This is a genomic window from Mumia sp. ZJ1417, from assembly GCF_014127285.1.
Classification (GTDB): Bacteria; Actinomycetota; Actinomycetes; order Propionibacteriales; family Nocardioidaceae; genus Mumia.
Map to the genome: position 1 here is coordinate 2,521,429 of NZ_CP059901.1, position 20,674 is coordinate 2,542,102.

19 protein-coding genes are annotated in these 20,674 nt (G+C 70.8%); 5 read left to right on the forward strand and 14 right to left on the reverse strand.

Features of this window, described 5'->3' with window-relative positions; genetic code table 11:
* Window positions 1-73: 73 nt before the first annotated feature.
* Window positions 74-826, reverse strand: coding sequence for a 4-hydroxy-tetrahydrodipicolinate reductase (gene dapB, locus H4N58_RS12275; protein WP_167250486.1), 753 nt, complete (start codon window positions 824-826; stop codon window positions 74-76).
* 79 nt (window positions 827-905) lie between these two features.
* Between dapB and H4N58_RS12280 the strand changes: the two genes are divergently transcribed.
* Window positions 906-1,958, forward strand: coding sequence for an NYN domain-containing protein (locus tag H4N58_RS12280; RefSeq protein ID WP_167003448.1), 1,053 nt, complete (start codon window positions 906-908; stop codon window positions 1,956-1,958).
* Between the two features lie 155 nt (window positions 1,959-2,113).
* Window positions 2,114-2,317, forward strand: a complete 204-nt coding sequence (locus tag H4N58_RS12285) for a cold-shock protein (protein WP_139106883.1) — start codon at window positions 2,114-2,116, stop codon at window positions 2,315-2,317.
* An 84-nt stretch (window positions 2,318-2,401) separates the two neighbouring features.
* Here the strand turns inward: H4N58_RS12285 and H4N58_RS12290 are convergent, their stop codons facing one another.
* The 10 genes from H4N58_RS12290 to H4N58_RS12335 all read right to left on the reverse strand — a co-directional run bounded on the left by H4N58_RS12290 (window position 2,402) and on the right by H4N58_RS12335 (window position 13,744).
* A complete protein-coding gene (locus tag H4N58_RS12290) occupies window positions 2,402-2,716 on the reverse strand; it encodes a hypothetical protein (protein WP_167003450.1) in 315 nt (104 codons plus the stop codon).
* Between the two features lie 100 nt (window positions 2,717-2,816).
* Window positions 2,817-3,911 carry an acyl-CoA desaturase gene (locus H4N58_RS12295; RefSeq protein WP_167003452.1) on the reverse strand — a complete coding sequence of 365 codons (1,095 nt, stop codon included), beginning with the start codon at window positions 3,909-3,911 and terminating at the stop codon, window positions 2,817-2,819.
* Window positions 3,912-3,972: 61 nt separating this feature from the next.
* Entirely contained in the window at window positions 3,973-5,205 is a 1,233-nt protein-coding gene (gene kynU, locus H4N58_RS12300) for a kynureninase (RefSeq protein ID WP_167250484.1), read from the reverse strand.
* Window positions 5,202-7,919 carry an HAD-IC family P-type ATPase gene (locus H4N58_RS12305; RefSeq protein WP_167003456.1) on the reverse strand — a complete coding sequence of 906 codons (2,718 nt, stop codon included), beginning with the start codon at window positions 7,917-7,919 and terminating at the stop codon, window positions 5,202-5,204. Before H4N58_RS12305 ends, kynU begins: the two co-directional genes overlap by 4 nt.
* Before the next feature lie 44 nt (window positions 7,920-7,963).
* A complete protein-coding gene (locus tag H4N58_RS12310; RefSeq protein WP_167250482.1) occupies window positions 7,964-9,160 on the reverse strand; it encodes an ABC transporter permease in 1,197 nt (398 codons plus the stop codon).
* Window positions 9,157-9,840, reverse strand: coding sequence for an ABC transporter ATP-binding protein (locus H4N58_RS12315; protein ID WP_167003460.1), 684 nt, complete (start codon window positions 9,838-9,840; stop codon window positions 9,157-9,159). Before H4N58_RS12315 ends, H4N58_RS12310 begins: the two co-directional genes overlap by 4 nt.
* Window positions 9,837-10,895, reverse strand: a complete 1,059-nt coding sequence (locus H4N58_RS12320) for a peptidoglycan-binding protein (protein WP_167003462.1) — start codon at window positions 10,893-10,895, stop codon at window positions 9,837-9,839. Before H4N58_RS12320 ends, H4N58_RS12315 begins: the two co-directional genes overlap by 4 nt.
* On the reverse strand, window positions 10,892-11,479 hold the full coding sequence (locus tag H4N58_RS12325; RefSeq protein ID WP_167003464.1) for a hypothetical protein: 588 nt from the start codon (window positions 11,477-11,479) through the stop codon (window positions 10,892-10,894). The genes H4N58_RS12320 and H4N58_RS12325 overlap by 4 nt, the downstream gene beginning before the upstream one ends.
* Window positions 11,480-11,513: 34 nt before the next feature.
* A complete protein-coding gene (locus H4N58_RS12330; RefSeq protein ID WP_167250481.1) occupies window positions 11,514-12,995 on the reverse strand; it encodes a cell wall metabolism sensor histidine kinase WalK in 1,482 nt (493 codons plus the stop codon).
* Between the two features lie 50 nt (window positions 12,996-13,045).
* The gene (locus H4N58_RS12335; protein ID WP_167003468.1) at window positions 13,046-13,744 is read right to left on the reverse strand and encodes a response regulator transcription factor; all 699 of its coding nucleotides are present in this window, start codon (window positions 13,742-13,744) and stop codon (window positions 13,046-13,048) included.
* Between the two features lie 132 nt (window positions 13,745-13,876).
* Between H4N58_RS12335 and H4N58_RS12340 the strand changes: the two genes are divergently transcribed.
* Window positions 13,877-14,290, forward strand: coding sequence for a TIGR03667 family PPOX class F420-dependent oxidoreductase (locus tag H4N58_RS12340; protein ID WP_167003470.1), 414 nt, complete (start codon window positions 13,877-13,879; stop codon window positions 14,288-14,290).
* Window positions 14,291-14,409: 119 nt separating this feature from the next.
* Here the strand turns inward: H4N58_RS12340 and H4N58_RS12345 are convergent, their stop codons facing one another.
* From H4N58_RS12345 to rpsO, 3 genes are all read right to left on the reverse strand, one after another.
* Window positions 14,410-15,735, reverse strand: coding sequence for a pitrilysin family protein (locus H4N58_RS12345; protein ID WP_167003472.1), 1,326 nt, complete (start codon window positions 15,733-15,735; stop codon window positions 14,410-14,412).
* A complete protein-coding gene (locus H4N58_RS12350) occupies window positions 15,732-17,963 on the reverse strand; it encodes a polyribonucleotide nucleotidyltransferase (protein ID WP_167250479.1) in 2,232 nt (743 codons plus the stop codon). Before H4N58_RS12350 ends, H4N58_RS12345 begins: the two co-directional genes overlap by 4 nt.
* Before the next feature lie 324 nt (window positions 17,964-18,287).
* Window positions 18,288-18,551 carry a 30S ribosomal protein S15 gene (gene rpsO, locus H4N58_RS12355; RefSeq protein ID WP_167004890.1) on the reverse strand — a complete coding sequence of 88 codons (264 nt, stop codon included), beginning with the start codon at window positions 18,549-18,551 and terminating at the stop codon, window positions 18,288-18,290.
* A gap of 214 nt (window positions 18,552-18,765) precedes the next feature.
* Here rpsO and H4N58_RS12360 point away from each other — a divergent pair, with 214 nt between their 5' ends.
* Complete coding sequence (locus H4N58_RS12360) at window positions 18,766-18,972, forward strand: hypothetical protein (RefSeq protein WP_167003476.1); 207 nt, start codon at window positions 18,766-18,768, stop codon at window positions 18,970-18,972.
* A gap of 107 nt (window positions 18,973-19,079) precedes the next feature.
* Window positions 19,080-20,669 (forward strand): multicopper oxidase family protein, encoded by a 1,590-nt coding sequence (locus H4N58_RS12365; RefSeq protein WP_208322892.1) that lies wholly within the window; start codon window positions 19,080-19,082, stop codon window positions 20,667-20,669.
* Window positions 20,670-20,674 lie beyond the last annotated feature (5 nt).

Below are 20,674 nucleotides of genomic sequence, written 5' to 3' on the forward strand. Positions count from 1 at the left end.
AGCAACCTGACCGAATCGCGTCCCGAATTCGGTCAGGTTGCTTTCACAACGCGGACGGATCCGGGGTGTGCCGTCAGGCGAGGCCGAGGATGCCGTCGAGCCCGACGGTGACCCCCGGGTGCGCGGCGACGCCACGCACTCCGGCGACGACGCCCGGCATGAACGACCCGCGGTGCACCGAGTCGTGGCGGATCGTCAGCGTCTCGCCGGGATCACCGAAGAGCACCTCCTGGTGGGCGACGAGCCCACGCGCCCGTACGGCGTGCACGTGGATGCCGTCCACCACCGCGCCCCGCGCCCCGAGCGGGTCGGCCGTCGTCGCGTCGGGCACCGGCGCCGACCCCGCGGCCCGACGCGCCTCGGCGACGAGCTCGGCCGTCCGTGTCGCCGTGCCGGACGGCGCGTCGACCTTGTCAGGGTGGTGCAGCTCGACGATCTCGACTGACTCGAAGTACGGCGCGGCGATCTGCGCGAACCGCATCATCAGCACGGCCCCGATCGAGAAGTTCGGCACGATGAGCACCCCGACCTCGGGCGACTGCGCCGCGAGCTCGCGGACCTCGGCAAGGCGCGCGTCGTCGAACCCTGACGTCCCGACGACGGAGTGGATGCCGTTGGCGACGCAGAAGCGCAGGTTGTCCATCACGACGTCCGGGCTGGTGAAGTCCACGACGACCTCGACACCCGCGTCGACGAGGAGGTCCAACGGGTCGTCGGCATCGATCGCCGCGGCGAGGGTGAGCCCCTCGGCCGCTTCGATCGCTCGTACGGACTCCGACCCCATGCGCCCTCGGGCACCCAGCACCCCGACCTTGGTCTCGCTCATGCGCCGATCATCCCACCCGCGTGCGCGGCCGGTCCGGCAGACTGGAGACAGCCCAGTGCCCCTACCGAGAAGAGCAGTCATGGCTGACCCTGGCGACACACGCGTCGCCGTGTACCTCGACTTCGACAACATCGTGATCTCGCGGTACGACCAGGTGAACGGACGCAACCAGTTCCAGAGGGACAAGGCGCGCGCGTTCTCGACGACCGAGCGTGACGCCGACCCCGACGTCGCCGAGAAGCTCGCCCGCGCCACGGTCGACGTCGGCGCGATCATCGACTTCGCCTCGTCGTTCGGGACGCTCGTCCTGACCCGCGCCTATGCGGACTGGTCCGCGCCGGTCAACGCCGAGTATCGCGGCCAGCTCGTCAGCCGCGCCGTCGACCTGGTCCAGCTGTTCCCGGCGGCCGCGTACGGCAAGAACGGCGCCGACATCAGGCTCGCCGTCGACGCGGTCGAGGACATGTTCCGGCTGCCCGACCTCACGCATGTGGTGATCGTCGCAGGTGATTCCGACTACATCGCGCTCGCGCAGCGGTGCCGGCGGCTCGGCCGGTACGTCGTCGGTGTCGGCGTCGCCGGCTCCACCAGCAAGTCCCTCGCGGCGGCGTGCGACGAGATGGTGACGTACGACGCGCTGCCCGGCGTCGAGCCGGCCCCCGAGCCGGAGCCGGCAGCGAAGAAGTCGGCCCGCTCCCCCTCGCGGAGGCGCTCGGGTGAGCGTCCTGCCAAGCCGGACACCGCCTCGGACGACGTCTCGGCCGCGGAGACGGAGCCGAGCGGGACGGGCGCCAAGCGCGACTCACGCAAGCCCACGGCCACGGTCCCGCTCTTCGCCGAGCCCGGGTTTGACGACCGTGCAGAGCACGAGCCGGAGCCGGAGGACGCCCAGAAGGTCGCGACCCGGCTGCTGGAGCGTGCCTTGCGTTTGGGCCACGAGAAGGACGACGCCGACTGGCTGCACAGCTCGGCGGTCAAGAGCCAGATGAAGCGGATGGACCCGTCGTTCAACGAGAAGGCGCTCGGGTTCCGCTCGTTCTCGGACTTCGTACGGTCACGGGGCGATCTCGCCGAGCTCGACGAGAGCTCCACGGCGCGCCTGGTACGCCTGAGTCCGAAAGCTTCGCACTAGGTGGTACGGTCGTCAGTAGTTGCAATACCGTCACGCCGCAGATTCGAATGCAAGACCCTCGTTTATCGAGGCCTCTCGTTCTTCTCCCAGGTTGAGGTGATCGCGACACCAGTCGCACGCGAACGTCGCGTGCGCACGACCAGAGGAGAAACATCATGGCTACAGGCACCGTTAAGTGGTTCAACGCTGACAAGGGCTTCGGCTTCATCGCTCCCGACGGCGGCGGCGAGGACCTGTTCGCGCACTTCAGCGCGATCGCAGCCTCGGGCTTCCGCTCGCTCGATGAGGGCCAGAAGGTGGAGTTCGACGTCGAGCAGGGCCAGAAGGGCCTGCAGGCGGCCAACATCCGCCCGCTCTGACTCTGACGCGGCTCAGCCGCGTTTGACGAAGCCCCCGCCTCCCTCACGGGAGGCGGGGGCTTTCGCGTCTGCGGATGACCCGCGTCAGCGGCCGACGGTCAGCGGAGCCGCGTCAGGATCGACGGCAGCGATGATCGCGCGGATCCGCTCGACGTCGTCCTGCAGGCAGGCGACCTCGAAGTTGCCCACGGGCTCTCGACGAGACCCGATCCAGGTGTCGATCCCCTCCGCCCTCAGGGCAGCCAGGATGGGGGCACAGCTGCGCCCCTCGCCCGGCTTCCACGCGATGATGCGGGGGCGCTCAGGGCGGTTGTCGCTCAGGCCCATCCGGCTGAGGTCACGCGGTCGACGTCGCGACCGGCTCGGGGCTGATCCGACCGGATCAGGATGGTCGTTCATCGGGGGCACCGACTCTCCACTCGCCGGCGCCGCGCCCGGGTGAGCGCGTCGAACCGGTAACCCCGACTGTACGCCACGGGATGAATATCCCTCCAGGCCTTCATCGGCCCATCTCGGCAGCAAGCGGGCAGTCGAACGGGCTTCGTGCCCGCAGGCCGACGTTGTTGAGGTAGCCGATCACGATCCGGTACGACCCGATCAGGCTCTCCTCTGTGTACGGGATGCCGTGGCGCAGGCAGTGCTCCCGGACGATGGGCCGCGCCCGGCGCAGGTTGGGCCGCGGCATGCTCGGGAACAGGTGGTGCTCGATCTGGTAGTTCAGGCCGCCCATCGCGGCGTCGACGAACCAGCTGCCACGGATGTTGCGCGACATCAGGACCTGCCGGCGAAGGAAGTCGATCTTCATGGTCGCCGGGACGATCGGCATGCCCTTGTGGTTCGGCGCGAATGCGCTCCCGAGGCACACCCCGAAGACCGCCATCTGCACCGCGAAGAACGCCACTGCCTTGCCCGGAGGAAGCAGGACGAAGAGCAGCGCGACGTACGCGACGAGTCGCGTGCTGACCATCGCGAGCTCCAGCCGGCGCCACGGCAACGTGGTCCGCTCGACGAGCGTACGGATGCTGGCGGTGTGGAGGTTGAGGCCTTCGAGTGTCAGGAGCGGGAAGAAGAACCACCCCTGGCGCCGGGCGAACCAGCCGGCGAAGCCCGTGCGACTCTCGACGATGTCTCGCGTGAACGCGATCGCGCCGGGAGCGATGTCAGGGTCTCGCCCTTCTTGGTTGGGCGCTGCGTGGTGCTTGTTGTGCTTGCCGCGCCACCATCCATAGCTCAGTCCAGCGAAGGCTCCCGCGAGGATGCGCGCCGCCCAGGCGTTGGCCCGGCCCGACGTGAAGAGCTGGCGGTGTGCGGCGTCGTGCCCGAGGAAGCCGAACTGCGTGACGACCAGCCCGAGGACGGCGGCGAGCGCGAGCTGCCACCAGGAGTTGCCCAAGAGGACGACGCCGACCCAGACGGCGGCGAACGCGGCGACCGCGAACCCGATCCGGGTGAGGTAGTAGACAGGACGCCGTCGCAGCAGCCCGCGGTCGCGGACGTCGTTGAGCAGCGTCGCGTATGCGCTCACGAAGTTCTCGGCTCGGCGCGGGGCTCCAGGCTCTTGCTGGTCGAGGGCGGTGGTCGGTCGGTCAGCCATGGCTGCCTCTCCACGAACTCTCAGAGGTCCAGGGAGAATCACTCGAGCACATCCCTCCAATCTACACGGAGAGCTGTCGGTCACCCTCCACGATCTGACGCGTGACGTCGAGCGCGGTCCACAGCTCCGCGTACGAGGTGGTCAGCGGCGAGAGCCCGAGCCGGATCATGTCGGGGTTGCGGAAGTCGGGGATCACCTTGGCCGCGTACATCGCGTCGGCGACCTCGCGTGCGCGCGGCCCCTGCACCGTCACGTGGCCCCCGCGCCGCGCCGGCTCGCGCGGCGACGCGACGGTGAAGCCGTGCGGCACCAGCCACGCGTCGACCAGCGCGACGCAGTGCTCGGTGAGCGCGACGGCCTTCTCCCGGATCGCGTCGATCCCGGCCTCGGCGACCAGCGACACCGACGCATCCACGGCGACGATCCCCGGGACGTACGCGGTGCCGGACAGCATCGCGCGGATCGACGGGTCAGCCTCGTACGACGGGCCCATCGCGAAGCGGTCCTTGCTGCTCCACCACCCCGTGATCGGCTGACGCACGGCACTCAAGTGGCGCTCGGCCACGTAGACGAAGGCGGGCGCACCGGGACCTGCGTTGAGGTACTTGTAGGTGCAGCCGACCGCGAGGTCCGCCCCGACCGCGTCGAGGGCGAGCGGGATCACGCCGGCGGAGTGGCAGAGGTCCCAGATCACGACCGCACCGGCCGCGTGGATCTGCTCGGTGACCGCCGCCATGTCGAGCAGCACGCCCGAGCGGTAGTCGACGTGACTCAGCAGGACCACCGCCGTCCGCTCCGAGAGCACCGCTGCCAGCTGGTCGGCGGTGACACCCTCGACGACATCCGGGCTCAGCCAGCGGACCGTCATCCCCCGGGCACCCGCGACGGACTCGACCAGATAGCGATCGGTCGGGAAGTCGGCGTCCGTCGCGACGATCTCGTCCCGCCCCTCGCGCAGCCCGCACGCCGCGTGGATCGCCTTGTAGAGGTTGACCGACGTCGACTCGGCGATGACCGTCTGCCCAGCGGCAGCACCGAGGCATGCGGCCGCCAGGCGGTCACCGACCTGCTCGGGAAGCTCCAGCCAGCCGTCCTCCCAGCTACGGATCAGTCCCTCCCCCCACTGGCGGCGCAGGACGTCTTCGACCCGCTCCAACGTCCGGCGCGGCGGCCGGCCGAGCGAGTTGCCGTCGAGGTAGGCGACGGGGTCGTCACCGCGCAGGAACTCATCGCGGAACGCCGCCAGCGGGTCGGCGAGGTCCATTGCAACCGCGTCGTCGTACGTGAGGGTCATGCCCTGATCTCACCATGCGCCGCGTGTGTTCCGCGCGCCCGGTCCACCGCCTTGCCCACCTCGACGAGGAGGAAGACCGCGATGGCGAGCACGGCGGTGTAGGCCCAGATGTCCAGCCCGATCGGCGCCGAGCCGAACCAGGTGTTCATGAATGGCAGGTAGACGAAGCCGAGCTGGGAGATCACCATCGCCGCCGAGGCGATCCAGACGGCCTTGTTGCCACGGAGCACGGCGGGCGTGAGGCTCGAGCGGTCGAGGTAGCGGCTGTTGAACAGGTACGCCAGCTGGCCGAGCGCGAGCATCGTCACTGCCGCCGTCCGCGCCTCGTCGAGCCGCAGGCCCGCGTCGTGCGTGCTCGTGAAGACCAGCAGGGTCGCGCCGCCGATCAGGACCGAGACCACGATGATCCGCCACCCGTACGCGAGATCGACCACGGAGGCACCGGGGTCGCGTGGTGCCCGGTCCATCACGCCCGGCTCGGCCTTCTCGTACGCAAGGGCGAGCGACAGCGTGACGGCCGTGACCATGTTGATCCAGAGCACCTGAACGGGCTCGAGGGGCAGCGTCATGCCGAAGAGCACGGCGATCAGCATCACCAGCGCCTGCGCCCCGTTGGTCGGCAGCAGGAAGAGCACGGACTTGCGGACGTTGTCGTAGATCCGGCGCCCCTCCTCCACCGCCAGCTCGATCGTCGCGAAGTTGTCGTCGGCGAGGACGACGTCGGCGGCCTCCTTGGTCGCTTCCGTGCCCTTGATGCCCATCGCGACGCCGACGTCCGCCTGCGTCAGTGCAGGAGCGTCGTTGACCCCGTCGCCGGTCATCGCGACGACCTCGCGGTGGAACTGCAGCGCCGAGACGATGCGGATCTTGTGCTCCGGGCTCGTCCGCGCATAGACGTCGACCTCCCGGACGACCTCGCGCAGCTGCTCGGTGGTCATCGCCTCAAGGTCGGCACCCGTGAGCACGCCGACCCCCTCGCCGCGGACCAGTCCCATCTCCCGCCCGATCGCAAGCGCGGTCCCGGCGTGGTCGCCGGTGATCATCTTCACCCTGATCCCCGCGCGTCGGCACTTCTTGATGGCGTCGATGGCCTCGGAGCGCGGCGGGTCCACGATGCCGACGAGCCCGACGAACTCGAGCCCCTCGCTGACGTCGTCGTCCGTGATGCGGGTCTCGGCGGGCGGCGGCCCGACGGCGGCGGCGAGGACGCGCAGGCCCTGCGCTCCGAGAGCGTCGATGTGCTCCTCCCACCAGCGCCGGTCGAGCGCCTCGCGGGTGCCGTCGGCCGCCCTCTGGTGCGCGGACCGGTCGAGGATGCGGTCGGGGGCGCCCTTCACGAGGAGCACCGCCGCTCCCTCGGGGTCGCGGTCGAGCGTCGCCATGTACTTCGTCTGCGAGTCGAACGGGACGACGTCGACCCGCGACCAGCCGTCGGCGTCGAAGCCGCCCTTGAGCGCGAGCGTCCGCAGGGCGCCGTCGGTCGGGACGCCGACGAGCCCCCACCGGTCGTCCTCGTCGCGACGGACGACCGCGTCGTTGCAGCGGGCCATCACGGTGACCAGCGAACCGAGGTCCGCGTGGTCAGCGAGCGTGGCGACTCCGTCGCCGTCGCGGATCTCGCCGTCGGGCGCGTAGCCGATCCCGGTCACCTCGTACGACTGTGCGCGCGTCACGACGGTGCGTACCGTCATCTCGTTCTTGGTGAGCGTGCCGGTCTTGTCCGAGCAGATCGTCGTCACCGAGCCCAGTGCCTCGACCGCGGGCAGCTTGCGGGTGATCGCGCGCTCGCGCGCCATCTGCTGCACGCCGAGCGCGAGGATGATCGTCACCAGTGCGGGCAGCCCCTCGGGCACCGCAGCCACGGCGAACCCGATCGTCGCCGACACCAGCTCCTCCCCTGCGAAGTCGTGCACGACCCGGCCGACCACGACCATGATGACCGCCATGACCGCGATCAGGAGCGCGAGCGCCTTGCCGAACGCGTCGAGCTGGCGGCTGAGCGGGGTCTCCAGCGGCTCGACCTCGTCGACGAGCGTCTGGATCTTGCCGACCTCGGTGCCCTGCCCCGTCGCCGTGACCACGCCGCGCGCGCTGCCCTGGGTGATCAGCGTCCCGGAGAACACCATGTCCGAACGGTCGCCGACGCCGGCATCGGACGCGACGACGTCCGCGTCCTTGCTCGACGGCACGGACTCCCCCGTCAGCGCGGACTCCTCCGCCTGCAGGTTAGACGCGGCGACGAGCCGCAGGTCCGCAGGCACCTTGTCGCCGCCACGCAGCCGTACGACGTCACCGGGGACGAGCGCATCGGCGTCCACCCGCTCCCAGGCGCCGTCGCGGCGGACGTCGGCCTGGACGCTGAGCATGGTCCGGATCCCGGCGAGCGCCTTCTCGGCCCGGCCCTCCTGGATCAGGCCGATCGCGGCGTTGATCACGGCGACGGCGAGGATCACGGTGAAGTCGACCCAGTCCCCGAGCGCCGCCTTGGCCGCGGCGGACGCGAGCAGGATGTAGATCAGCGTGTCCTGGAACTGCGCGAGCACCCGCTTCCACCACGGAGTCGGCTCCGGAGGTGGGAGCCGGTTGGGTCCCACCTCCGCGAGTCGTTGCCGCGCCTCGTCGTGCGTGAGCCCCTCTCGCGACGTGTCGAGTCGCGTGAGGACCTCGTCGACCGGACTGGCCCAGACCGGCGGCTGTTCGGTGACCTCCTGCATGGGTCCATCGAACCCTGCCCGGTCTTCGCCCGCACTCGCAGGGGTCACGGCGTCGCGAGCGCCTCCGTCGGCGACATCCGCGCGGCACGGACCGCCGGGTAGAGGCCGGCCACCGCGCCGATGAGCAACGTCGCGGCCAGCCCGCCGGCCGTCGCCCAGACCGGTACGACGGTGACCCAGTCCTGCGAGGCCGCGTACGCCGTCGTGACCCCGACCCCGATCAGGAGTCCACCGACGCCTCCCAGCAGGCACAGGATCTGCGACTCGGCCAGGAACTGGGTACGGATCTGGCCGCGTGTCGCCCCCATCGACCTCCGCAGCCCGATCTCCGCCCGCCGTTCGAGGACGGAGATCACCATCGTGTTCGCCACCCCGACACCCCCGACGAGCAGGGCGACGCCACCGAGTCCGAGGAGCAGCCCGCCCAGGGTGTCGTCGGTCGCCTGCTTGGCTGCCAGGGCTTCCGACGGACGCGACACCTCGACCTCGTTCGGGTTCTGCGGGTTCGCCGTCGCCGCGAGGACCGCGCGCACCTCGGCCACGTACGCGTCGTCCGCGCGGGTGTAGATCGTCGTCGGGTAGCCGTCGAAGTCGAGCCGCTCCTCGGCGACGTGCCACCCGACCAGCGCCGACATGTCGAGCTCGGGCGTGAGCGCCGACGACGCGAGGACTCCGACGACGGTGAACCACTGCCCTCCGAGCCACACCTGAACGCCCGTGCCCGGACGGCTCACCCCGAGGCGCTGCGCCGCCGAGCTTCCGAGCACGACGGCCGGATAGCGCGCGGTCGCCGCGTTCAGCCACGCCCCCGCCTCCACGGAGGTGCCTGTGGTGTCGAGGAGGTCGGTCCGCGCAGCCCGTACGGAGATCCCGCCGGACTCCGCGTCGGGGACGAGGTCGGAGCGATAGACGTTCGCCGCGAGGACGGCGGTCGCCGAGGTCGACGTGACCGGAGCGATCCGGTCGACCATCGCGACCGCGTCGTCGGGCAGGTGCGAGGCGTCGCCGAACAGCGTCTCCCCCGGCGCGACGGTTAGGAGGTTCGTCCCCAGCGCGTCGAGCTGACGGTCGAGCTCGGCCCGGCTCGAGGTGGAGATGCCGACGACCGCGAGCATCGACGCGATGCCGATCGCGATCCCCAGCGCACTCAGGACGACCCGCAGCGGGCGTGTGACCAGGCCGGAGGCACCGACCCGGACGACGTCGCGGATCCGCATCCGCGCGGGCGCGAGCCCGCTCATCGTGCAACCGCCGTACGGGATACGACACGCCCGTCGCGCATCTCCACCTGCCGCGGGACGCTTGCGGCGATCTCGCGGTCGTGCGTGATCACGACGACCGTGGTTCCGGCTGCGTGGAGCTCGCGCAGCAGCCCCATCACGGCGCGTCCCGACGCGGAGTCCAGGTTGCCCGTCGGTTCGTCGGCCAACAGGAGCGCGGGCTCGGCCACGACCGCCCGGGCGATCGCCACTCGCTGCCGCTCGCCGCCCGACAGCTCGTGTGGGCGGTGCCCTACTCGATGCTCGAGCCCGACGCGCGCCAGTGTCTCGGTGGCCCGGCGCCGTCGTTCCCGTTGGCCGACACCGAGATAGAGCAACCCGTCGGCGACGTTGTCCAGAGCGGCGACGCCGGGCGCGAGGTGGAACTGCTGGAAGACGAACCCGATCCGCCGGGCCCGCAGCGCCGACAACGCGCTGTCGGACAGGCGGGAGACGTCGTGCCCGTCGATCACGACCGTGCCTGTGCTCGGCCGGTCCAGGGTCCCCAGCAGGTGCAGCATCGTCGACTTCCCCGAGCCCGAGGGCCCGACGAGCGCGACGAGCTCGCCCCGGGCCACCCTCACGGACACGTCCCTCAGCGCGGTCACCCCGCCGGCGTACGTCTTGCCCACATCCTGCGTCTCCACGATCCAGGGACTCATGACGGGACCACCACGTTCGTCCCCTCTGCGAGGCCCTCGCCGGACACCTCGACCTGCCCGTCGGCGAACAGACCGACCTCCACGGCGACGTACGAGGTGGTGCCGTCGTCGGCGACCACCTCCAGGCCGTAGCCGCCCTCCGCGAGCGCGACGAGGGCGTTCACCGGTGCCGCGAGGACGTCCTCGCGCTCCTCCGTCACGATCGTCACCTCGACGGGGGCCGCGTCGAGACGGCCGAGCGCCTTATGCTTGCCGATCCGTACGGTCACGGGGACGGTCGTGGTCTCCTCCCCACCCTGCGGATCCTGCTCGGCCGTCGCCACGGTGCCGACGTCGCTGACACGACCTGCGACGGTCGTGCCGTCGGGGAGCGTGACCGAGACCGCGTCCCTCTCACGGACCTCGTCCTGGTCGGCCGCGTCGAGATCGACCGCGACCGATCGCCGCCTGCTGGTGGTGGTGAGCACTGGGCCGGTGGCCAGATCGCCGACCGCCAGCGAATGGCTCGCGACGCGGACGGCACCCGCGGCGACCACGACGTCGCCAGGCTCGACGCGACCGGTCTCGTCGATGCCGAGATCTTCCTGCCACCGCTCGACTGCGTCGGCGGTCGCCTCGGTGAACTCCTCGTCGACGGTGAAGCCGCTGTATCCGAGGGCGGCGAGGTTGCGCTCGAGCTGCTCGACGTCCTCCCCCTCGACACCGTCGGACAGCGGCCGGTATGCCGGCACCGTGCCGTACAGGAGCACGACGGGCCGGGCATCGACCTCGAACAGGCGCTCCCCCCGCTCCACTGTCCTGCCGGTCCCCCGGAGCCAGGTCAGCGTCCCGCTCCCCCGCGCCGAGACCGTCGTCGCGGTCCCGTACCCGAGGGTTCCGGCCAGCGACTGCGTGGCGGACAGCGTCGTACGGACGACCTCGGCAGTCGCTGGGGTCGACGGCTGCGCACTCTCCGGCTCCGGGTCGGCGCCGCCGTACCCGACCGCGGCGGCCGTCGCACCCGCGATCCCGAGCCCCGCTCCTGCCGCGACGGCCACACGGGCGAGGCGCCTCATGCCGTGGACCCCTCGACCTCGTCGCGGGCCCCGGGCTGCAGCGTCGCACAGGCCTCCATCGCCTTGCGGGTCTTCTCGTCGTCCTTGAAGCCCTGGAGCATCGGGCCGCCGTCGGCCTTCGGGTCCGACATATCGACGCCGTGCTCGCGCATGCACGCCGCGAACGCGCGCATCTGCTCGAGCTCCTCCTCGGTCGGCTTGCGGGTCTTCCCGTCGCCCGGCATGAGCGCGCGGCACTCCTCCATCGCCTTCTCGACCGTCGCCTGGGTGGGGCCGCTGCCCTTCTGGCTCCTGAGCGTGATCTTCGGGCCCTGGCCGTCCTCGCCAGGCTTCGGATCCTCCATGGGGACGCCGTTCTCGCGCATGCACGCGGCGAACTCGAGCGCCTTCTCGTCGTCGGTCTTGTCGTCGTCGGACTCCTTCGAGGTCGCGGTCGGCGACGACGAGCCGCCGGCCGACGGAACCCCCGACCCGCCCGCAGACGACCCGCAGGCGGTGAGGAGAAGGAGTATGAGGGCGAGAGGAACGGCCAGGAGCCATGGTGTGTGAGGTCCTCGCTCGGAGGACGGTGCTGTGATGTGCATGCCGCGAGCCTGGTCCCGTGGGCTCGGCACTCCCTCAGGACAACCTCGAGGTCCCCTCAGAGTGTGCGGGCAGCGGCAGGACGACCCGGAACGTCGCGCCGTGCGGCGTCGACCGCCGGAGCACGACCGCACCCGCGTGGGCGCTGGCGAGGGCAGCGACGATCGACAGTCCGAGCCCCGCACCACCACCTGTCCCCCGGGCACGGCTCCGGTCAGGACGGTAGAGCCGGTCGAAGATCTTCGCGGCGTGCTCGGGCGGGACGCCGGGACCGTCGTCGGCGACCTCGAGGTAGGCGTGCCGGCCGACCGGCGGCGCGCCGACGACGGACTGCACCCGGCTCGGTGGACCGCCCGCTGCATAGCCGGCTCGGACGACGACCCGTGCGTCGGACGGCGTGTGCTCGAGCGCATTGGCGACCAGGTTCGTCGCCACCTGGCGGAGCCGGGCCTCGTCCCCGGTCACGACCGGCCCTGCCTCCTCCCCCTTCACGAGCTCCAGACGGAGGTCACGACCAGGACAGCGCACCCGTGCGTCGCGGACCACGTCGGCAGCGATCCGCCCGAGCTCGACCCGTCCGCGCGCGAGCACGCGTTGTTCGTCGAGCGCGGCGAGCAGCAGCATGTCGTCGACGAGCGACCCCATCCGAGCCGCCTCGTCCTCGATCCGGCGCATGGTCGCGTCGAGCTCGGGGCCGGGGGGCGCTCCCCCGTGACGGTAGAGCTCGGCGAACCCGCGGATGGACGTCAACGGGGTCCGCAGCTCGTGCGAGGCGTCGGCGACGAACCCCCGCAGCCTCCGCTCGGAGGCCTCCCGGGCCGTCAGCGCCCCGTGCAGGCGTCCGAGCATCGTGTTGAGCGCGATCCCGAGCCGCCCGGGCTCCGTGTGCGGATCGGTGTCGTGGACGCGCGCCTCGAGCACACCACCGGCGATCGAGGCCGCCGTCGTCTCCATCCGTGTCAGCGGACGGAGCCCGATGCGGACGACGGCCAGCGCCGCACCGGCGATGAGGACCATCGCGAACAGGCTCACGGCGAGACCGATCCACAGCATCCGGCTGACCGTGGCCTCGACGTCGGAGAGGGAGGCCGCGACCGCCAGGTATCCGCGGCTCGGTTCGGACGAGACCGCCACGCGCCAGCCTGCGCCGCCGTCGACATCGTCCACGGTGAACGTCGCACCACCGGCGCGATCGGCCAGCGCCGTGAGCGAGGGCAGCTCCGGCCCGCCCCCGTCGGCGGTGCCCAGGAGCGAGGTCTCGCTGCCGTCGGCGTCGACACGGACGATGCGTAGCGTCTCCCCCACGAGGGCATCCACCTGCGTGGTGAGCGTCCTCCCCGCGCCGCCTGTCGGCGGTTCGCCCGAGGCCTCCTGCCGGATCATGAGCTGGCCGCCGCCCGACATGCGCTCCGCCTGATCGTCCACGCGTTCGGTGAGGTAGCCCCGGAGCAGCGCCGTGCCGATCAGGGTGACCGTCACCAGCGCGACCCCCGCGGCCACGACGACCAGCGACGTCATCCGGGCACGGACAGTCCACGACCCCCACGGCCGGAGGCGGGCCCCCTCGGTCACGAGCGGCGCTCCCGCACGGTGTACCCCACGCCGCGCACGGTCTGGATCAGCGGAGGGCCGAGCGCGTCCAGCTTCTTGCGCAGGGTGTAGACGTACGACTCGACGATCGCGCCGCTGCCGTCGAACTCGTAGCTCCACACCCGGTCGAGGATCTGCGCCTTGCTCATCACGTGGCCGGCGTTGGTGAGCAGGAAGCGCAGCAGCTTGAACTCCGTCGGCGACAGGTCCACGAGGCGTCCCGCACGGCGGACCTCGTGCGCGTCCTCGTCGAGCGTCAGGTCGGCGTACGCGACGACGGCACTGTGACCGCCTTCCGCAGGACCGCTGCGCCGCAGGATCGCACGCACCCGAAGCACGACCTCCTCGAGGCTGAACGGCTTGGCCACGTAGTCGTCGCCCCCGGCCGTGAGGCCCGCGACCCGGTCGTCCACGCCGCCGCGTGCGGTGAGGAACAGGATGGGCGTCGTCCGCTCAGCGGCGCGCAGCCGCCGAGCGACCTCGAGACCGTCCAGGTCCGGCAGCATGACGTCGAGCAGCACGAGGTGCGGGTCGTACGAGTCCACCGAGGCGAGGGCCTCACGTCCGCTGTGCGCCTGGCGTACGTCGAGGTCGACGAGACGCAGCGTCGAGCTCAGGAGCGTCGTGATGTTGGGCTCGTCGTCGACGACGAGAATCCGCGCGCGCGTCCCGGCCATGGGCTGAGCATCACCGACGAACCTCACGTGCGCCTCGGAACCACCTGAAGATTCGCTGAAGACCTGAGGTGCCGCGCCGCGCTACGGTCGAGGCAGGACTCCGGCACGCGCCGGGACGAACAGGGGGACCCCATGACGTTCGATCCGACGACGATCCCCGCAGCGGTCGTCGACCGGTTGACCGAGGACTACGTGCTCTGGCTGACGACGGTGAACGCGTCCGGCGAGCCGACACCGACGCCCGTGTGGTTCGTCTGGTTCGACGGCGAGGTCTGGATCCGCAGCCAACCCGAGGGGGCGAAGATCGACCACCTCGCCGCGAACCCCCACGTCGCGCTCAACCTCAACAGCGACCGTACGGGCGGCGACGTGGTCGTCCTCAACGGCGCGGGCACCGCCCAGGACGCGATGCCCGACGCGGCGTGGGAGGCCTACGTGGCCAAGTACGACCAGCAGATCTCCGGCCTCGGCTTCACACCCGAGTCGTTCGCGGCGTCGTACGCGGTGCCGATCCACGTGACGCCCTCTCGTCTGCGCCACTGGTAGACCGCGCCGCGCTCAGCCGATCAGGCCAGCCTCCCTCGTCGACTCGCGTACGGAGCTCGCCGACGGCCGCGTCGTCGCGCCGGACACGCAGCCCCAGCGCTGACCCGCGGCGGATCGGCTCAGACGTCGAGCGCGTCGAGGGACTCGAACGGTCCGACGACGGCGAGCGCGGGCTTGCCGGCGAACAGCCGGGCGACCTCGCGGGTGTCGTCGAGCGTGACGGCGTCGATGTTGGCCAGGAGCTCGTCGAGGCTCGCGAGCTCGCCGTTGAGGAGGTCGGCCTTGCCGATCCGCGACATCCGGGACGCCGGATCCTCCAGGCCGAGGACGACACTGCCCTTCAGCTGGCCCTTGCCGCGCTCGAGCTCGTCGGCCGACGGTCCGCGCTCGGCGTAGGTCCCGAGCTCGTCCCGTACGACCTTGAGGACGTCGCGCAGCTTGCCGGGCGCGCAGCCGGCGTAGACGCCGAGCATGCCGGCGTCCGCATAGCTGGAGCCGAACGAGTAGACCGAGTACGCGAGTCCGCGCTTCTCTCGGATCTCCTGGAACAGGCGCGACGACATGCCGCCACCGAGCACGGCGTTGAGCACGCCCAGAGCGTGCCGCCGCTGGTCTCCCCGGGCCAGGCCCGGGAGCGCGGCGACGACGTTGGCCTGCTCGGTCGGACGGGTCACGAGCCCACGAGCCCGACGGAAGCGTGTCTTCGTGGCGCGCACACGAGGCGTCACCGGCTCGGCGTCGCCCGCAGCGGCCAGGAAAGGACCGAACGCGTCGGCTACCTGGGCCACGACACGGTCGTGGTCGACGTTGCCGGCGACCGAGACGACCATCGCGGACGGACGATAGCGGCGCCGGTAGTAGCGGACGATCTGCTCGCGCGACAGCGTGCGGATCGAGTGCGGGTCGCCCGCGACGGGGCGGCCCAGCGGCGTCGTACCCCATGCGAGGGACGACGCGAGGTTGTGGACGACGTCGTCAGGGTCGTCCTCGTTCATCGCGATCTCTTCGAGGATCACGTCACGCTCTGCCTCGACGTCCTCGGCTGCGATCACCGAGTCGGTGACCATGTCGGCGAGGACGTCGACCGCGAGCGGGAGGTCGTCGTCGAGTACCCGCGCGTGGTAGCACGTGTACTCCTTGCCGGTGAACGCGTTCATCTCGCCACCGACGGCATCGAGCGCCGCGGAGATCTCCAGCGCGGAGCGGCGCCGGGTCCCCTTGAACAGCAGGTGCTCGAGGAAGTGGGAGGCACCGGACAGGGTCGGGGTCTCGTCGCGAGACCCGACCCCGACCCAGATGCCGATGGTGGCCGTCCGCACGCCCGGCATGGCCTCGGTCACCACGCGCAGCCCGCCCGCGAGCACCGTACGGCGGACGAGGCCGCCTTCGGTGAGGAGGGTGCGTGTGGTTCCCGGGGCCTGTGCCGGGTCGAGCGGGACGGTCACTTGTCGGTGTCTGCCTCGGCCTCGTCGCCCGCGACCTCGGCGGTCTCGGTCTCCTCGACCACCGGAGTCAGCGACAGCTTGCCGCGGTCGTCGATCTCGGCGATCGCGACCATGACCTTCTGGCCGACCTTGACGACGTCGTCGACGTTCTCGACGCGCTTGCCGTCGTTGAGATCGCGCAGCTTGCTGATGTGCAGCAGGCCGTCCTTGCCCGGCATCAGCGACACGAAGGCGCCGAAGTTGGTCGTCTTGACGACCGTGCCGAGGTAGCGCTCGCCGACCTCGGGCATCGTCGGGTTGGCGATCGCGTTGATCGCCGCACGAGCCGCCTCGGCGGCCTCGCCCGACTCCGCACCGACATACACGGTGCCGTCGTCCTCGAGCGTGATCTGAGCGCCGGTGTCGTCCTGGATCTGGTTGATGACCTTGCCCTTGGGGCCGATCACCTCGCCGATCTTGTCGACCGGGATGTGGATCGTGATGATCCGCGGCGCGTACAGCGACATCTCGTCCGGAACCGCGATGGCCTCGTTCATGACGTCGAGGATCGTGAACCGGGCGTCACGCGCCTGGGTCAGCGCGCCCGCCAGGACCGACGCCGGGATGCCGTCGAGCTTGGTGTCGAGCTGCAGCGCGGTGACGAACTCGCGGGTGCCGGCAACCTTGAAGTCCATGTCGCCGTAGGCATCCTCGGCGCCGAGGATGTCGGTCAGGGTGACGTACTCGGTCGAGCCGTCGACCTCACCCGAGATCAGGCCCATGGCGATGCCCGCGACCGGGGCGCGCAGCGGCACACCGGCGTTGAGCAGCGACATCGTCGAGGCGCAGACCGAGCCCATCGAGGTCGAGCCGTTGGAGCTCAGCGCCTCGGAGACCTGACGGATCGCGTACGGGAACTCCTCGCGCGTCGGCAGCACCGGCATGAGAGCGCGGCCAGCGAGCGCGCCGTGACCGATCTCGCGACGCTTCGGCGAGCCGACCCGGCCGGTCTCACCGGTCGAGTACGGCGGGAAGTTGTAGTTGTGCAGGTAGCGGCGCGCACGCTCGGGCGAGAGCGTGTCGAGCTTCTGCTCCATCGTCAGCATGTTGAGCGTGGTGACACCCAAGATCTGGGTCTCGCCGCGCTCGAACAGCGCCGAGCCGTGGACGCGCGGGATCGTGCCGACCTCGGCGTGCAGCGTACGGATGTCGGCCAGGCCGCGTCCGTCCATGCGAACCTTGTCGGTGAGCACACGCTCGCGCACGAGCTTCTTGGTGACCGCGCGGACAGCCGCACCGATCTCCTTCTCGCGACCCTCGAACTGCTCGCCGAGCTTGTCGAGCACGTCGGCCTTGATCGCGTCGAGACGCTCCTCACGCTCCGCCTTGCCGGCGATCGTGAGGGCCTCGCGCAGGTCGTCGGAAGCCGCTGCCTCGACGGCGTCGTGCACGTCGTCCTGGTAGTCGAGGAAGACCGGGAACTCCTGCACCGGCTTGGCGGCGGACGCGGCGAGCGCGGCCTGTGCCTCGCACAGCGTGCGGATGAACGGCTTGGCGGCCTCGAGGCCCTCGGCCACGACCTCCTCGGTCGGCGCCTTGGCGCCACTGCGGACGAGGTCCCACGTGACGTTGGTCGACTCGGCCTCGACCATCATGATCGCGACGTCGTCGCCCGCGATCCGGCCCGCGACGACCATGTCGAACACGGCGTTCTCGAGCTCGGAGTGCTTCGGGAAGGCGACCCACTGGCCGTCGATCAGCGCGACGCGGACGCCGCCGATCGGGCCCGAGAAGGGCAGGCCGGAGATCTGCGTCGACGCCGACGCGGCGTTGATCGCGAGGACGTCGTAGGCGACGTCAGGGTTGAGCGAGAGGACGGTGATGACGACCTGGACCTCGTTGCGCAGACCCTTCTTGAAGGTCGGGCGCAGCGGGCGGTCGATCAGCCGGCACGTGAGGATCGCGTCCTCGCCGGGCCGGCCCTCGCGGCGGAAGAACGAGCCGGGGATGCGGCCCGCGGCGTACATCCGCTCCTCGACGTCGACCGTCAGAGGGAAGAAGTCGAAGTGGTCCTTGGGGTGCTTGCCCGCCGTGGTCGTCGACAGCAGCATCGTGTCGTCGTCGAGGAAGGCAGTCACTGCACCGGCGGCCTGGCGAGCCAGCACACCGGTCTCGAAGCGGATCTCCCGCTTGCCGAACCGACCGTTGTCGATCACAGCAGTCGTGGAGTGAATCTCGGGTCCCGTCATGGGTACCCCTTTCTCACGCGCATCCGCGCGTGGGTCTCGCGGAGCAGTCACGCGAGCGGGTCGTGCGCACCTTCGTGGGTGCGCCGGCTCCGATGGGCGCCGGTCTTCGATCGAGGTCCGCGAAGTGCGAGCGTCTCGTACGCCGCCATCCGCAAGCCACTACCGAGGACCGAGCGTCGACCCGGGCGCTGCTCCGTCTGTGAGGTGGTGCGATATGAAGTTGTCAGGTCGAGGATGTCCTTGAGCCCAGTCTGCCTGAGCCCGGACCCCTCGTGCATGCGACGAACGGCCCGTCCGTGGCGGAGGGGCCGCTCGTCGCCGAGATCATCGACGCAGGCCGAGGCGCTCGATGAGGCCGCGGTAGCGCGCGATGTCGTTCTTCTGGAGGTAGTTCAGGAGGCGACGGCGCTGGCCGACCATCAGCAGCAGGCCGCGCCGGCTGTGGTGGTCGTGCTTGTGCGTCTTGAGGTGCTCCGTCAGGTGCGCGATGCGCGCCGTGAGGAGTGCCACCTGGACCTCCGGAGAACCGGTGTCGCCCTCAGTCGTCGCGAACTCCGCGATGATGTCCTTGCGGTCGACGTCCTTGATCTCGGCAGGGGTGTACGTCTTGGTCGCGCTCACGCGGTCTCCTTGTGGTCGTTGCACGGCGCGCCGGGGCAGGTTCACCCGGGCACTCTGGATCCGTGGCCGTTCTGACGGCAGCGTCCAGGATATCAGCGGCCCCGTAGCATCCCTAATCTGCGCTTGCCCCTGCTCCCCCGGGCGCGCACGATCGGAGGTACCGACCGAACGAGGGGGATGCATGTCCGAGTTCGAGACCGAATCCTACGACGCCGAGGCGCCGCTCGACGAGGACCAGCCCGACGAACGTCTCACACCTGACCCCGACGTCGACCCGCAGCCCGGCATCGACGTCGACGAGGTCGATCCGGACGCCGAGGCGAACGAGGCCGACCAGATCGACCAGGCGTGGGAGGTCGTGCTCGACGACGACACCGAGCGCGGGTGAGGTGACCGTCACGACCCCCCGTACCGGGTCGGGGTCGCCCCGGAACGAACCCTGAGATCGCTCCGAAGCCTTTGCTCCGTACGCCCTGGTGGGCCCAACCTAGGAGCGTGTCCTCAGGATCTGCAGCTCCCGCCCGCCCGCGCCGTCGCCGGCCCCTCGTGCTCGCGCTCGTGGCCGTGGTCTCGCTGGTCGTCCTGGCCGTCGGTGGGTTCGGCGTCTTCATCGCGGTGGCTCTGGTGACCGCGAAGGTCGACACCATCGGCGAGGTAGCCTTCGACCGCCCGCTCGCGGTCCCGCCGCTCGCCCCGTCGCGGGTCGACGCCAACGGGACCCGCGTCTTCGCGCTGCGGATGCAGCAGGGCGAGTCCGACCTCGGGGCGGGGCGACCGACGCCGACGTGGGGGTTCGACGGGGACTACCTCGGGCCGACGCTACGCGCCGCGCGTGGGGAGAAGGTCCGCGTCGAGGTGACCAACGGCGTCAGCGAGGCGAGCACCGTCCACTGGCACGGGATGCACCTCCCGCCAGCGATGGACGGCGGCCCGCACCAGTCGATCGAGCCGGGAACCACCTGGAAGCCGCACTGGACGATCGACCAGCCGGCAGCGACCCTCTGGTACCACCCGCACCCCCACGGCCAGACCGCCGCGCACGTACGACGAGGGCTGGTGGGGATGTTCCTCCTCGACGACGCCGTGGGTACGGACGCCCCCGTCTCGCAGGCGCTCCCCCACGAGTACGGCGTCGACGACGTCCCGCTGATCGTCCAGGACGTCCGGTTCGAGGACGACGGCACGCTGGACGAGAACGGCTCGTTCCTGAGCCCCGTCGGGCTGCTCGGCGACACGACCCTCGTCAACGGGACGCCGGGACCGTACGACGAGGTCACTGCCGAGCACACCCGCTACCGGATCCTCAACGCCTCGAGCGCCCGAACGTACACGTTCACCTTCTCCGACCGGCGGGAGTTCGCGCTCGTCGGGACCGACGGCGGGCTCGTCGAGAAGCCCGTCGCGCTCCGCGAGGTGGTGCTCACGCCCGGGGAGCGGGCGGAGATCGTCGTCACGATGACACCGGGCGAGCGCACCGTCCTGCGCAGCGCCCCGCTCCCTGACGACCGCGGTTCCGGCAACCGGCTCGCCGGGGACGACGACGAGCTCGACATCCTCGAGCTGCGCGCCTCCGACACGCTGACCTCGTCCGCGCCTCTCCCCCGCCGACTCGCCGCCGCACCGGACGTCGACCCCGACGACGCGGTACGCACCCGGCGCTTCACCATCAGCGCGTCGGAGGTCAACGGCCGAAAGATGGACATGAACCGCATCGACGCCCGCGTCGAGGCGGGATCGACCGAGATCTGGGAGCTGTCGGCGCGCGACGGGAGCCCGCACAACTTCCACGTGCACGACGTCCAGTTCCGGGTGCTCGACGTCGGCCGCCGTGACCCGGCACCCGATCAGCGTGGGTGGAAGGACACGGTGAACGTACGGCCGGGTGAGCCGGTGCGGATCGCGATCCGCTTCGACCTGCCCTCCGGAGCCGACGGCCCGGGCGACTCGCCGTACATGTTCCACTGCCACCTGCTGCGCCACGAGGATTCGGGCGCGATGGGCCAGTTCCTCGTCGTTCCGCCAGGTCAGGGTTCCGACAGTGCCGAAGGCGACCCCGTCGCCCCGTCGACCACCCGCCGGCACTGACAGAA